The following is a 13,599-nucleotide window of genomic DNA, read 5'->3' on the forward strand; positions in this document are numbered from 1 at the left end:
TTCGGGGAGCGATTTACGCAAGCCCGCTGATCACGGGTTGTTCAACCGCCTCGCCCACAAAAATGCGGACAGGTCCCTGGGCCGATCCCTGGGCGGTCCCCGAGCAATCCCCGAGCAATCCCCGAGCAATCCCCGAGCAATCCCCGAGCAATCCCCGAGCAATCCCCGAGCAATTCCAGAGCAATTCCAGAGCAATTCCAGAGCAATTCCAGAGCAATTCCAGAGCAATTCCAGAGCAATCCCCGAGCGGTCCCCGAGCGATCCCCGAGTGATCCCCGAGCAATCCCCGAGTGATCCCCGAGCAATCCCCGAGCAATCCCCGAGCAATCCCCGAGCAATCCCCGAGCAATCCCGAGCAATCCCGACCAACTTCGCGCGCAATCCGGCGAGGCGCTCACACGGTCATGCGGGACGCCTCCGGCGCGCGGACGCGCCGCGGTTTCAAGCTGGCCGACCAGCGCATCGCGGGCAGTTCGACCGCGCGATAGAACAAATAGGCGAACGGCAGCGCGAGCGCCATCAGGCCGAACGACGGCCAGATCGACAGTTGCGGCGTCGAACGGTACAGCAGCGACGCCATGCAGACGAACAGCGGCAGATGCACGAGATACAGCGAATAGCTGAACGCGCCGAAGCCGGACAGCGCGCGCAGTACCGCGTTGGGACGGGGCGGGTGCGCGAGCGCCGGGTACAGGCAGCACGCGAAGCCGGCCGCCCACAGCTGGAACGCGCCGTACTGACCGTAGCGGAACGCGCCGCAGCCGAGCGCGAGCAGCGCGATGCCCGCGCCGTACCAGCGCGCGGAGGGCCGGCGCCCGGGCGTTCGCGCGCGCGCCTCCGCAATCCACGCGCCGAGCATCCAGGCGAGCCAGTAGGACGTGAAGAACTGCAGGTCATGGCGTTCGAGCCACCACGCCGACGCGACGTTGACGAGCACCACTCCCGCCAGCACGGGCGCGAGGCCGAAGCGGCGGCGCGCGGCGAACACGAGCGGGTAGAGCGCATAGAACTGGACTTCGAGCGACAGGGTCCACAGCGCGCCGTTCGAGCCGTAGGCGGGCCCGGCGACGCCCTGCAGCGACAGCAGGTTGACGGCGAACGCGAGCGGCCCGAGCGCGCGGATCTTGTGGCTGACCGGCTCGTACTGCAGGCTGACGAGATCGAGCGCGAGGGTGACGACGAGCGCGGCGAGCAGCACCGGATAGATGCGGGCGAAGCGGCGCGCCCAGAAATTCGCCGTGTCGAGCCGCCAGGTTGGATCGGCGGCGAGCCGGAGCGCCGCGTTGCGATGAATGCAGTAGCCGCTGATCACGAAGAAGATCGGTACGCCCGCCGAGCCCCAGGCGATAGGAAAGGTCAGGTAGCCGAGCAGCACGTCGGGCCCGATCGCGTGGCCGTGCACCCGATGAAACTGCTGGATGCCGACCCACACGACCTGGCGGCAATGGAAATAGGCGACGAGCAGCGCGGCGAATCCGCGCAGCGCGTCGATCAGGTGCTCCTTCCGGTCGAGGGCGAAGGCATTCGCCCGCGCGAGCGGGGAGAGGGCGGCGACAGACATGCGGTCTCGCTCCTTGCACGAAGAACGGTGTCGATGGGCAGGCCATCGTAATGCGCGAGAAATCGTGCAATGAACGAAAAAAAATGCCTCGGCGCGCACGCTGCGCGGCGTGCGGCGGACACCCTGCGCGCCAATTATTTGTCGATTTTTTTCTGATAGCTTGAAGGCTCGCTGATAGACCCAAGGAGCCCACGATGGATATGCATTGGTTGGCGAGTGGCGTCGTTCTGCTCATCCTGGCCGTGCTCTCGGCGTACCGGGACGCGTTGCGCAACGAGCCGATCAGTCGCTTCGATCCGGGTTACGACGGTGCGTCCTATGCCGAGGAGTTCGAATGATCGGCGCGACTCGTGCAGTCCGGTAAATTCTTTGCTTCCCGGCCATTTGATCGGCAAGATCAACCGGATTCAGGCGCGGTCCTGAACGAATGCGAGGATCGACGCGATTCGATGAATGATGGCGTGCGCCGGGCGCGACGATGCGCGGGGCGGCCGGCGTGTGCGTCGGCTGCCGTGCGGCGCGCGGTGCGAGGCCGACAACCGATGCGGAATGCGACCATGCTCAAAGTCACCAAAGCCGTGTTTCCCGTCGCCGGGCTGGGCACGCGGTTCCTGCCCGCCACCAAGGCGAGCCCGAAAGAGATGTTGCCGGTCGTCGACAAGCCGCTGATTCAGTATGCGGTGGAGGAGGCGATCCACGCGGGCATCACCGAGATGATCTTCGTGACCGGGCGCAGCAAGCGCGCGATCGAGGATCATTTCGACAAATCCTACGAGGTCGAGGCGGAACTCGAGGCGCGCGGCAAGGACAAGCTGCTCGATCTCGTGCGCGGCATCAAGCCGAGCCACGTCGATTGCTTCTATGTCCGCCAGCCGGCCGCCCTCGGCCTCGGCCATGCGGTGTTGTGCGCGGAGAAGCTGGTGCACGGCGAGCCGTTCGCGGTGATCCTCGCCGACGACCTGCTGCACGGCGAGCAGCCGGTGCTGCGGCAGCTCGTCGACGTGTTCAACCACTATCACAGCTCGGTGATCGGCGTCGAAACCATCGCGCGCGAGGACAGCCGCGCGTACGGCGTGGTCGAGGGCCGCGAGTGGGAGGAGGACGTGATCAAGCTGTCGGGCATCATCGAGAAGCCGGCGCCCGAGCACGCGCCGTCGAATCTCGGCGTGGTCGGTCGCTACGTGCTGATGCCGAGCATCTTCGAGCACCTGCGCCGGATCCGGCCGGGCGCGGGCGGCGAACTTCAGCTCACCGACGCGCTGCAGTCGCTGTTGACCGAGGAGCAGGTGCTCGCCTACCGCTACTACGGCACGCGCTTCGATTGCGGCAGCAAGATCGGCTACCTGAAGGCCACCGTCGAGCTGGCGCTGCGGCACCCGGAAGTGAGCCGCGATTTCGAGGCGTACCTGCGTACCTGCCTGCCGGCGCTCGCGGCGGTCGCCTAGCATCCCCGTGTTGTCCCGCCGCGAGGCGGCGATGGGCCCGGCCCCGGCGCGTGCGTCGGGGCTGTTTGCTTGGGCGTGGAACCGGTGGACGGCGCGGGGGCGGGGCGGGTGGTTGGGCCGCCGGTTGCGTCGAGGCGGGCGCGCGAGTGCCGCGTCGCCCGATGCGCGGGCGCCGCGCGCTGCTCGTGTCGACGGTCGTGCGGAGCGACGGCGCGCCGCATGCGTCATGCGCGGCGCGCCGATTTTGCTGCGAGCGGCGCGCGGCGGACGGCGTGTGCGGTTGCAGTGGAGACGCTGTTTTTACAGGGGTGAAACGGACCGGGAGTGAGTGCCGCGCAACAAAACCTGCGGGAAACCCGGGGATAACACACAAAAGTGCTGCACGAAGCGGCGCGGCGCTTGTAGAATCCGGCCTTGAAGCTTGCGTCGTGCGGGCTTCGTGTATCCAACGACCACACCTGGTAGGAGAAACATGGCGACTTCCGCAAAAAAGGTGGCTAAGAAGGCTGCCGCACCGGCCAAGAAAGTGGCTGCAAAGAAAGCAGCGCCCGCGAAAAAAGTAGTGGCCAAGAAGGCTGTCGCGAAGGCGCCCGCCGCTCTGACGCCGATCAAGGACTCGTTCACCAAGGCCTCGCTCGCAACGCACATCGCGGAACGCGCCGAAGTCGAAGTGAAGGCGGTGAAGGCAGTGCTCGCGGCGCTCGAGAACGTCGTTCTCGGCTCGATCCACAAGAAGGGCGCCGGCGAATTCACGCTGCCGGGTCTTCTGAAGGTCACCGCGCAAGCCGTGGCGGCGAAGAAGAAGCGCTTCGGCAAGGATCCGTTCACGGGTGAAGAGCGCTGGTTCCCGGCCAAGCCGGCAAGCGTTCGCGTGAAGGTTCGTGCGCTGAAGAAGCTGAAGGACGCAGCAGCCTAAGGATTTTGCAGGGGTTGCCGGCTCGTCCGGTCGCTGCCCGCAGTCCGAAAAAATCCCCGCGTGCCGTTGGCGCGCGGGGATTTTTTTATGTGCGCGGCGACGGCGGCGCGCTCATTTTGGGGCAGCGCGGCCGGATCGGCGGCGCGCCGCGCCGGCGCGGCGCACGTGACGGTGGAGCGGCCGCCCGTCAGTGCGGAGGGCGTCCCGGGCGGCAGCGCGCGCGGGCAGGCGCAACGCGCGGAAGGGGGCGCCGCGCGATTGCATGGCGAGTGGAGTGGCTGGCGTCGAGAGGCAGGATTGGCGCGATGGGTGTTCCGAAGCGGGATTCCGGTGTCATGCCGGCGACATGATCGGGACGCGCCAGGAGGGGCCGGCCAGGCGTCGGGTGATGTGACTGGGGTCTTGGACACCGCTCGCCTCGCTCGCCAACCCGTTTTCCCGCCTGCTTGCTATTCCGTTCGCCAACGCGCTCGTCAGCCCGTTCACCAACCGAGCGCCACGAACGCCACGAACGCCACGAACGGCAGAACGGCAGAACGGCAGAACGGCAGAACGGCAGAACGGCAGAACGGCAGAACGGCAGAACGGCAGAACGGCGTCGGTGCGCGCGCAAAAAAACAGCCAAGGGCGCATGCCCTTGGCTGTCTATACCGCGATACGGGGCGCCCGAAGCCGGCGCGCGCCCGTCGACGCGATGCTTAGAACTTGTGGCGGATACCCACGGCGACCATTTCCTGCGAGCTGGTGCCGGCGTAGCCGTACGAGCCGATCGACGCTTGCGCCGTCTGCGTGCTGACGACGCCGCTGCTGCTGACCGTTAACTGCGTACCGCTCGCGTGCTGGTACGCGCCCACCAGGTACAGGTCGGTGCGCTTCGACAGCGAGTAGTCGCCGCCCAGCGACACCTGATGGTACTTCGCGTCCGTGTTGCCGTTCGCCTTCGTGTACGAGTAGCCGACGCCCAGCAGCAGTGCCGGAGTCGCCTGGAACGCAGCGAATGCGCGGCCCGTGTTGAACTTCTGCGTCGACGTGAACAGCGAATAACCGTCCGACTTGTACTGCGCGTTGCTGTAGCCGAGACCCAGGGTGACGGGGCCGATCACGTACTGGCCGCCGACCTGCGCGATGCCGATCGACTTCGCGCTCTGGTAGCCGCTATTGATCGGGCCGTCGAAGATCGGATCCGACGAACCGCCCCACGAATTGCTGCGCAGGGCTGCCGTCGCCGGCGACGGGTTCGACGCGCGGAAGTAGCCGGCGGCGAGGCCGATCGGGCCGTTGTTGTAGGCGACCGCGGCCGACCAGGTCTGGCCCGCGCCCGTTTGGCCCGCGATGCCGCCGAAGCCGTACAACGCTTCGAACTGGAGGCCCGAGAACACCGGCGACGCGTACTTGACCGTGTTGCTCACGCGCAGGCTGTTATCGTTGTTGTCGACGTCGCCCGGCGTGGCGAACACGCTGCCGAAGTAGTTGTCGGCCGTGACCGGCTGCACCAGGTCGACGAGCGGGTCGTATTGGCGACCCAGCGTGACCGTGCCGTACTGGTCGCTCTGCAGGCCGACGAACGCCTGGCGGCCGAAGATCCGCTGCGTGCTGCTGTTGCTCTGGCCGAGCGCGCCCGTACCCGAGTTGAAGCCGCCTTCGATCTGGAATATCGCCTTCAGGCCGCTACCCAGATCTTCCGTACCCTTCATGCCCCAACGGCTGCCGGACAGGTTGCCGCTGCCCATTTGCCAGGCGTTGTTGCCCTGGCCGTCGTTACCGTGAACATACGTGATCGACGTGTCGATCACGCCATACAACGTGACGCTGCTTTGCGCATGCGCGACGCCGGCCGCGCCCATGAGTGCCAACGAGAGGGTAGATAACGCGAGTTTCTTCATCGGTAGGTTTCTCCACGCGAGTGAGTCGTTATTTGTTGCGTTTTGGAGAATAGCGCACCGCACCAGACGCAAGAACCCGAAAAAAATAAAGTGTCTCCAAAAGGTGACAAGGACCGAAAGTCCTTATATATCAACGACATTACGTAATATTCCTGAAATCGGAATATTGACGGATTGATGCACTGCGATTGTTGCGTTAGCGGATGACGCCGAATGGTGTCGTTCCGCCGCGCACGGTTCCGTCACACGATTTCACGCGCGCGAACGTTTGCGTGTGCGGATCCCGGGACACGCAAAATTAACGCTGCGTCGCGCGTCGCGTGCAGGATGGCTGGACACGCGCGGCAGCCTGTGCTGCTTTCCATGCGTCAGCGTGCGGGGGCGCCGTCTTGCGCGCGCGCCGCCGCGCCGCGCGCCGCCGCGAATTCCGCGCCGAGCAGCAGCACGGCCGCCGAGAAATACAGCCACATGAGCAGCACCGCGAACGAGCCGGCCGCGCCGAACGCGCTCGCGGTGCCCGCATGCGCGAGGTACAGCGCGAACAGCTTCTTGCCCGCCGAGAACAGCACGGCGGCGACGATGCCGCCCGTGAGCGCGTCGCGCAACGCGATGCGCGCGTCGGGCAGGAACTTCATGAGCGCGGTGAAGGCGCCCGCGAGCACCGCGATGCCGGCCGTGAACTGCAGCAGGTTGCCGATCACCACGTAGGGCGTGGCGCCCCACAGCCAGCGGCCGATGAACGTGATCGCGGTGTCGAGCACGAGCGACACGATCAGCAGGAAGGCCACGCCGAGCACGAGGCCGAACGAGATGAGCCGGACCCGCACGAGCCCGAGCACCGACGAGGCGCGCTTCTCGGTGGCGGGCCAGATGATGCTGAGCGCGGTGTTCAGCGACGAGAAGGTCGCGGAGGCGCCGATCGCGAGCATCGAGAACGAGATCAGCGCGGCGACGCCGCCGCGATTGCCGCTGCGATGCGCGTTCTCGACGATGGTTTGCACGCTGGCGGCGGCCTCGTTGCCGATTAGTTCGTGCACCTGGCTGAAGATCTGGCCGCGCGCGGCGTCGTCGCCGAAGAACCAGCCGGCGACCGCGATCACCATCACGAGCATCGGCGCGAGCGAGAACGCCGCGTAGAACGCGATGCTCGCCGCCATCGTCGTGCAGCGATCGGCGGCGAAGCGCTGGAAGGCGTTCATCGCCCAATTGACGTTGTGGCGGACGAGCTTCTGGGGTTGTTCGGGAATCAGTGACTTCATCGGCAAGGTCGGCTGCGCACGGCGGCGCGGAGAGGGACATGGTTTGTCGGACGCATCTTTCGCGGAAAAGTTTAGATCGGGATGCGGCCGGCCGGGCTCGGCGCGCATCGTCAAGCAGATCTCGTGCCCGCTGTGGACGGGTGCGCGCTGATATCGATGTGACGAGCGATTGTTGGCGGGCGGCGCGCCGGCCCGCTAGTATCGGACACGCCCGGGCGCGCGCAAACCAGCGCGCCGCCGCCCCGAACCGCGTCCCTGCGAACACGCGCCGTCCGGCCCTTCGCCAGGATGCCTCCACGCGATGCCGACCATGACCGAACCTGCCCGCTTGCGCAACCCGATCCACTGCGAAATCGATCTCGACACCGACGGCAAGCAGGTCGGCTATCTGCGGGTGCCGCATTCCGTGCACCGCTCCGCGTACGGCTGGATTCCGGTCCCGATCGTATCGATCCGGCGCGGCGACGGCCCGGTCGTGCTCGTGATGGCCGGCAATCACGGCGACGAATACGAAGGTCAGATCATCGTGTCGGAGCTGATCCGCGAGATCGAGCCGAGCATGCTGACGGGCCAGCTGATCCTGCTGCCGATGGCGAATTTCCCCGCGGCGGACGCGGGCCTGCGCGTGTCGCCGCTCGACGGCGGCAACCTGAACCGCAGCTTCCCCGGCGATCCGGCGGGCGGCCCGACCGCATTGATCGCCGACTATCTCGAACGGGCGCTGCTGCCGCGCGCGCAATACCTGGTCGACCTGCATTCGGGCGGCAGTTCGCTGCGCTATCACGGCGGCAACCTGCTCGCGCTGCTGCCGCGCGATGAAGCGGAAACGGCGCGGGTGCGCGCGCTGCTGTCGGCGTTCGGCTTGCCGAACGCCTTCCTGCATGCGCCGAATCCGGTTCATGCATCGGCGGCGGCGCGTCGCCAGGGCGCGCTGTCGATCCTGACGGAGCTGGGCGGCGGCGCGACGGCGGATCCGGCGCTGCTGCGCCAGGGCCGCCACGGGCTGCTGCATTTCCTGGGCTTCGTCGGCGCGCTGAGCGGGCCGCTCGTGCCCGCCGCGCCGCCCGTCGTCACGCGCTTCATGCGCATCGACGGCGCGCGCCATCATGTCTACGCCTACGACAAGGGGCTCTACGAGCCGCTCGTCGCGCTGGGCGATCAGGTGCGCGAGGGGCAGCCCGCCGCGCGCCTGCACTTTCCCGACACGCCCCTGCGCGAGCCCGTCGTCTACCGGTTCGCCGGCAGCGGCGAGGTGGTATGCCAGCGGCATCCCGCCCAGGCGCAGCGCGGCGACTGCCTGTTCCAGCTCGCCGAGCCGCTCGACGCCGGCCGCTGAACGCCGCGCCTCGGCGCGCGCGGCCCGATGAAGGCGCGCGGCATGTCTTGTGCAGCGTCGCCTCGATATTCTTATCGAAATTGCTTGGTTAGCCGTTGCGCGCGCGGCCGGTAAGGTGCTGATCAGGGCCGCGCGGCGACGCGTCGTTGTCGCGGGCGGCCGGTTGATTGGTGAAAAAGAACGATGGCGTCGCGACGCCGGGCGGAGCGGTTCCGCTCCCGTCTCCCCACGACGCCCGAACCGAGCTTGCGATCATGGCTGACAGCATCATCGATGTCTCATCGGAGGACCCGCGTGCCCGCCCGCTGGTCGACGCGTTGACCGATGAATACGCGACCCGCTACCACGACTATCGAGACAACAGTCGCGCCCGGGCCGAGCAGGAGCTGGCGCGCTATCCCGCCGCGCTGTTCGCGCCGCCCGACGGCGCGTTCATCCTGCTGATCCGCGACGGCGAGACCATCGGCGGCGGCGCGTTCAAGCGCTACGACGCGCGGACCGCCGAGCTGAAGCGGATCTGGACGCGCGAAGACCTGCGTCGCCAGGGGCTTGCGAAGCGCATCGTGGCGGCGCTGGAACAGCGCGCCGCGCGACTGGGCTACGACCGCCTCTATCTGACCACCGGGTTCCGGCAGCCCGAGGCCTGGGCGCTGTATCTCGACTCGGGCTACGCCGCGCTGTACGACCCGGACACCGCGCCCGAGATCCACGAGCACCTGCCGTTCGGCAAGGATCTCGCGCAGCCGGGGCGCACCAGCACGCTGGCCGACCTATGGGCGCCCGAGCCGGCCGCCGCGCCGCGCTGAGCGCCGCCGAGCGCGTGCAGCGCGCGCCTTCCGATCATTCCAATCCGCGCAGACAGGGGAGTCCGATGAACGTCACCCATATCCCGAGACGACGCATGCGCGTCGCGCTCGCCGCCGTGCTGGTCGGCGCGAGCGCGGCCGCGTGGGCGGTCAGTTTCGATTTGAGCCCGGAGCAACCGGGGCGGCCGCGCGTCGCCGCCGATCCGGCCGCGATCCGCACGGTGCCCGCATCCTTCAAGTTCGTCGAGGCGGGCACGCTGACCGTCGGCATTTCGCCCAGCGATCCGCCGCTCGGCACGTACGCGACGGATGCGCGCACCGTCGTCGGTTTCGACGCGGATCTCGCGCAGCTGATCGCCGACAGTCTCGGCAAAAAGCTGCGGCTCGTGCCGCTCGCGTGGCCGGATTGGCCGCTCGCGCTCGACTCGGGCCGGGTCGACGTGGTGCTCTCGAACGTGACGGTCACCGAGGAGCGCAAGGAGAAATTCGATTTCTCGAGCTATCGGCAGGACCTGGTCGGCTTCTACGTGAAGTCGGACAGCCGGATCGCCGCGATCCGCGAGCCGAAGGACGTGGCCGGGCTGCGCGTGATCACGGATTCGGGCACGAACCAGGAGAAGATCCTGCTCGAATGGAGCCGTGAGAATGTCGCGAAGGGCCTGAAGCCGGTCGCGGTCCAGTATTACGACGACCGCGCGACGGCGGGCGTCGCGCTGCAGTCGGGCCGCGCGGACGCGATCTTCAGCGTCAACTCGATCTATGCGTACCAGGCGGCGGTGCAGCACGGCCGGATCCGGCTCGTGGGCACGCTGAGCGGCGGCTGGCCGCGCACCGCGGACATCGCCGCGACGACGCGCAAGGGCAGCGGTTTCGCCGCGCCGCTCACGCAGGTGGTGAACGACCTGATCCAGGGCGGCACGTACCGCAAGGTGCTGGACCGCTGGAGCCTGGGCTCGGAAGCGATCGATCGCGCCCGGACCAATCCGCCCGGCTTGCCGAAGCGCTGACCCGCCGCGACCTTCTCCCCGACGCCCATGACCTACGCCCTCTCATTGCTGGACAAGAGCCCGCTCGCCGACGGGGCGAGCGCCGCCGATGCCTTGCGTTTCACGGTGGCGCTCGCGCGGCGCGCCGAGCAGCTCGGCTATCGCCGCTTCTGGGTGGCCGAGCACCACGGCGCGGCCGGCCTCGCCAGTTCCGCGCCGGAGATCGTCGTCGCGCATCTGCTCGCGCATACCTCGCGGATCCGGATCGGCTCGGGCGGCGTGATGCTGCAGCACTACAGTCCGTTCAAGGTGGCCGAGACCTTCAAGCTGCTCGCCGCGCTCGCGCCGGGCCGCGTCGATCTCGGCGTCGGCAAGGCGCCGGGCGGGCTGCCGCTCACCACGCGCGCGCTGCAGTCGCGCCACGACAAGGCCAGGAAAGCCGATTTCGACGCGCAGCTCGCCGAGCTGAACGCGTTCCTCGACTGGGGCGTCGACGAGAACCATCCGCTCGCCGGCGCGCTCGCGATGCCGACGCCGCCCGAGCCGCCCGAACGGATCCTGCTCGGCGGCTCGCCGGACAGCGCGGCGCTGGCGGCGCGGCTCGGCTGGCAGTTCTGCTACGCGGGCCACTTCAACGGCGACGAGGACACCATCGCGCGCGCGCTCGACACCTACCGGCAGGCGAGCGGCCGCTCGCCGCTGCTCGCGCTGTTCGCGGTGGTCGCGCCGACCGAGGCGCGCGCGGCGCAGCTGATCGGCGCGCTGCGCATCTACAAGCTGAAGCTCGCGGGCGGGCAGAGCTTCAATCTCGGCAGCGCGCAGGCCGCCGCCGAATTCGCGCGGCAAAGCGGCGCGGCCGACTATCGGATCGACGAGCTGCGGCCGCACATCGTCGCCGGCACGCCCGACCACGTGCATCGCGAGCTGGCGGCGCTGAGCGCGCGGCTCGGGGTCGACGAATTCGTCGTCGACTCGCCGGTGACCGACTATGCGGCGCGTCTCGAATCGGTCGAACTGCTGGCGCATGCGCGGCAGTCGGCGCGCGCCTGACCCTCTTCTTGGCAAGCGGACCTCATCATGACCCAGCAATCCATCCCGTTCGGCATCATGCTGCAGGGCGGGGGCAGTCACATGAACGCGTGGAAGCACCCGAGCAACCCGCCCGACGCGAGCATCAATTTCGCGTTCATCGCGGACATCGCGCGCAAGGCGGAGGCGCTCGGCTTTGCGTTCGCGTTCGTCGCCGACGGCCTGTACATCAACGAGAAATCGATCCCGCACTTCCTGAACCGCTTCGAGCCGATCTCGATCCTGTCCGCGCTGGCCGCGCTGACCTCGAAGATCGGGCTGGCCGGCACGGTGTCGACGTCGTACAGCCAGCCGTTCACGGTCGCGCGGCAGTTCGCGTCGCTCGACGTGATCAGCGGGGGGCGGGCCGGCTGGAACGTCGTGACGACGCCGCTCGAAGGCACCGCGAAGAACTACGGCGCGACCCATCCTGAGCACGCGCTGCGCTACGAGATCGCCGACGAATACCTGAGCGTCGCGCAGGGGCTGTGGGACAGCTGGGACGACGACGCGTTCGTGCGCGATCGCGCGGGCGGCCGTTTCTTCGACCGCGACAAGCTGCATACGCTCGATCACGCGGGCCGCTTCTTCCAGGTCGCGGGGCCGCTCAACATCCAGCGCTCGCCGCAGGGGCAGCCGGTGATCTTCCAGGCCGGCTCGTCCGACGACGGCATCGCGCTCGCGGGCAAGTATGCCGACGCGGTGTTCACGCATTCGCCGTCGCTCGACGAGACCCACGCGTTCACGCAGCGCGTGCGGCAAAGCGCGCGCGATCATGGCCGGCGGGGCGAGGAGGTGAAGATCTTTCCGGGGATCGGGCCGGTGGTCGGGCGCACGGCCGCCGAAGCCGAGGACAAGTACCGCGCGATCCGCGACCTGCTGACGATCGACGAGGCGCTGGCCTACCTCGGCCGCTTCTTCGATCACCACGATTTCACGCAGTACCCGCTCGACGCGCCGTTTCCCGAACTGGGCGAGCTGGGCCGCAACAGCTTCCGCTCGACCACCGACCGGATCAAGGCCGACGCGCGCGCGAAGGGGCTCACGCTGCGCGAGATCGCGCTGGCCGTCGCGACGCCGCGCCCGGATTTCATCGGCACCGGCGAACAGGTCGCGGACGAGATCATCCGCTGGGTCGACGCGGGCGCGGCCGACGGCTTCATCCTCGGGTTTCCGGTGCAGGCGCAGGGCGTCGACGATTTCGCCGAGCTGGTGATCCCGGCGCTCGAGGCGCGCGGCCGCTACCAGCGCACGCTGCCCGGCCGCACGCTGCGCGACCACCTCGGGCTCGCGCGCAAGACGAGCCGCCACGCGGACTACGAACCGGCCTGAGCCGGTCGACAGGAGGGAATGGACGATGAGCGATACCACCCGGATCGTCGGCGGCGCGCTGCCCGCCCTGGGCGCGACCGCATCCGCCGACGCCGCGCGCTACCGGATCGTGCCGGCCCGCCATCGCGCGCGCACCGCCGGCACCGTGTTCGGCGTCGTGCTGATCGCGCTGGTGCTGCATTCGCTGTTCGGCAACCCGAACTGGGGCTGGCCGGTGTTCGCCGAATGGTTCCTGTCGGAGCCGGTGCTGTCCGGCCTCGCGCGCACGCTGTGGCTGACGCTGCTCGGCGCGCTGTTCGGCGTCACGCTCGGCGTGCCGCTCGCGCTCGCGCGCGCGTCGCGTTCGCGGGTGCTGGCGGCGAGCGCGTGGATCTTCATCTGGCTGTTCCGCTCGATCCCGTTGATCGTGCTGCTGCTGGTGCTGAACAATCTCGGCTACCTGTACGAGCATATCCGGCTCGGGGTGCCGTTTACCGACCTCACGTTCGTGGATATTTCCACCACCGAACTGGTGGGCCCGTTCCTGGCCGCGGTGCTGGGCCTCACGCTCAATCACGCGGCGTTTTCCGCCGAGGTGATCCGCGGCGGGATCCTGTCGGTCGACCAGGGGCAGCTGGAGGCCGCCGCCGCGCTCGGCCTGCCGCGCGCGCGCCAGGTTTGGCGGATCGTGTTGCCGCAGGCGATGCGCGCGATCCTGCCGACCGCGTTCAACGACCTGATCACGCTCGCGAAAGGGACGTCGATGGTGTACGTGCTGGCGATGCCGGAGCTGTTCTACACGGTGCAGGTCATCTATCGCCGCAATCTCGAAGTGATTCCGCTGCTGATGGTGGCGACCGTCTGGTATCTGATCATCCTGACCGTGCTGTCGGTGATCCAGGCGCAGGTCGAGCGCCACTTCGCGCGCGGCGCGCTGCGCAATCCGCCGCCGTCGCTGCTCGACGCGTGGCGCGCGCGCCGTGCTGCGGCGCGGCGGCCGGCCGCCTTGGCGCCGGCCCCGACACCCG

At 68.3% G+C, this 13,599-nt stretch carries 12 protein-coding genes; 9 read left to right on the plus strand and 3 right to left on the minus strand.

What is annotated here, in order from left to right:
* Nucleotides 1-394: 394 nt before the first annotated feature.
* Nucleotides 395-1,561 (minus strand): acyltransferase family protein, encoded by a 1,167-nt coding sequence (locus tag AC1RQF_RS32305; RefSeq protein ID WP_492874154.1) that lies wholly within the window; start codon nt 1,559-1,561, stop codon nt 395-397.
* A 194-nt stretch (nt 1,562-1,755) separates the two neighbouring features.
* Between AC1RQF_RS32305 and AC1RQF_RS32310 the strand changes: the two genes are divergently transcribed.
* The 3 genes from AC1RQF_RS32310 (at nt 1,756) to AC1RQF_RS32320 (ending at nt 3,922) form a co-directional block, all read left to right on the plus strand.
* Complete coding sequence (locus AC1RQF_RS32310; protein WP_273996447.1) at nt 1,756-1,899, plus strand: hypothetical protein; 144 nt, start codon at nt 1,756-1,758, stop codon at nt 1,897-1,899.
* A 219-nt stretch (nt 1,900-2,118) separates the two neighbouring features.
* On the plus strand, nt 2,119-3,006 hold the full coding sequence (gene galU, locus AC1RQF_RS32315) for a UTP--glucose-1-phosphate uridylyltransferase GalU (protein ID WP_273996446.1): 888 nt from the start codon (nt 2,119-2,121) through the stop codon (nt 3,004-3,006).
* A gap of 472 nt (nt 3,007-3,478) precedes the next feature.
* Nucleotides 3,479-3,922: an HU family DNA-binding protein gene (locus AC1RQF_RS32320; RefSeq protein WP_252983550.1), complete on the plus strand. Its 444-nt coding sequence runs from the start codon at nt 3,479-3,481 to the stop codon at nt 3,920-3,922.
* A 698-nt stretch (nt 3,923-4,620) separates the two neighbouring features.
* Here AC1RQF_RS32320 and AC1RQF_RS32325 read toward each other — a convergent pair.
* Together AC1RQF_RS32325 and AC1RQF_RS32330 are read right to left on the minus strand one after the other, a co-directional pair.
* Nucleotides 4,621-5,805 carry a porin gene (locus AC1RQF_RS32325; protein WP_273996445.1) on the minus strand — a complete coding sequence of 395 codons (1,185 nt, stop codon included), beginning with the start codon at nt 5,803-5,805 and terminating at the stop codon, nt 4,621-4,623.
* A gap of 368 nt (nt 5,806-6,173) precedes the next feature.
* On the minus strand, nt 6,174-7,064 hold the full coding sequence (locus AC1RQF_RS32330; RefSeq protein WP_337995262.1) for a YihY/virulence factor BrkB family protein: 891 nt from the start codon (nt 7,062-7,064) through the stop codon (nt 6,174-6,176).
* Nucleotides 7,065-7,374: 310 nt separating this feature from the next.
* On the opposite strand from AC1RQF_RS32330, the gene AC1RQF_RS32335 reads away from it, so the two are divergent.
* The 6 genes from AC1RQF_RS32335 to AC1RQF_RS32360 form a co-directional block, all read left to right on the plus strand.
* Nucleotides 7,375-8,400 (plus strand): succinylglutamate desuccinylase/aspartoacylase family protein, encoded by a 1,026-nt coding sequence (locus AC1RQF_RS32335; protein ID WP_273996444.1) that lies wholly within the window; start codon nt 7,375-7,377, stop codon nt 8,398-8,400.
* A gap of 254 nt (nt 8,401-8,654) precedes the next feature.
* Nucleotides 8,655-9,206, plus strand: a complete 552-nt coding sequence (locus AC1RQF_RS32340) for a GNAT family N-acetyltransferase (protein ID WP_273996443.1) — start codon at nt 8,655-8,657, stop codon at nt 9,204-9,206.
* Between the two features lie 65 nt (nt 9,207-9,271).
* The gene (locus AC1RQF_RS32345) at nt 9,272-10,213 is read left to right on the plus strand and encodes an ABC transporter substrate-binding protein (RefSeq protein ID WP_492874159.1); all 942 of its coding nucleotides are present in this window, start codon (nt 9,272-9,274) and stop codon (nt 10,211-10,213) included.
* A gap of 27 nt (nt 10,214-10,240) precedes the next feature.
* Nucleotides 10,241-11,242, plus strand: a complete 1,002-nt coding sequence (locus AC1RQF_RS32350; RefSeq protein WP_273996442.1) for an LLM class flavin-dependent oxidoreductase — start codon at nt 10,241-10,243, stop codon at nt 11,240-11,242.
* Between the two features lie 27 nt (nt 11,243-11,269).
* A complete protein-coding gene (locus AC1RQF_RS32355) occupies nt 11,270-12,592 on the plus strand; it encodes an LLM class flavin-dependent oxidoreductase (RefSeq protein ID WP_273996441.1) in 1,323 nt (440 codons plus the stop codon).
* Between the two features lie 25 nt (nt 12,593-12,617).
* Nucleotides 12,618-13,599, plus strand: a 982-nt coding sequence (locus AC1RQF_RS32360; RefSeq protein ID WP_492874162.1) for an amino acid ABC transporter permease, incomplete at its 3' end; no start/stop codon positions are given.

This window comes from Burkholderia sp. GW821-FHT14F03 (assembly GCF_058803765.1).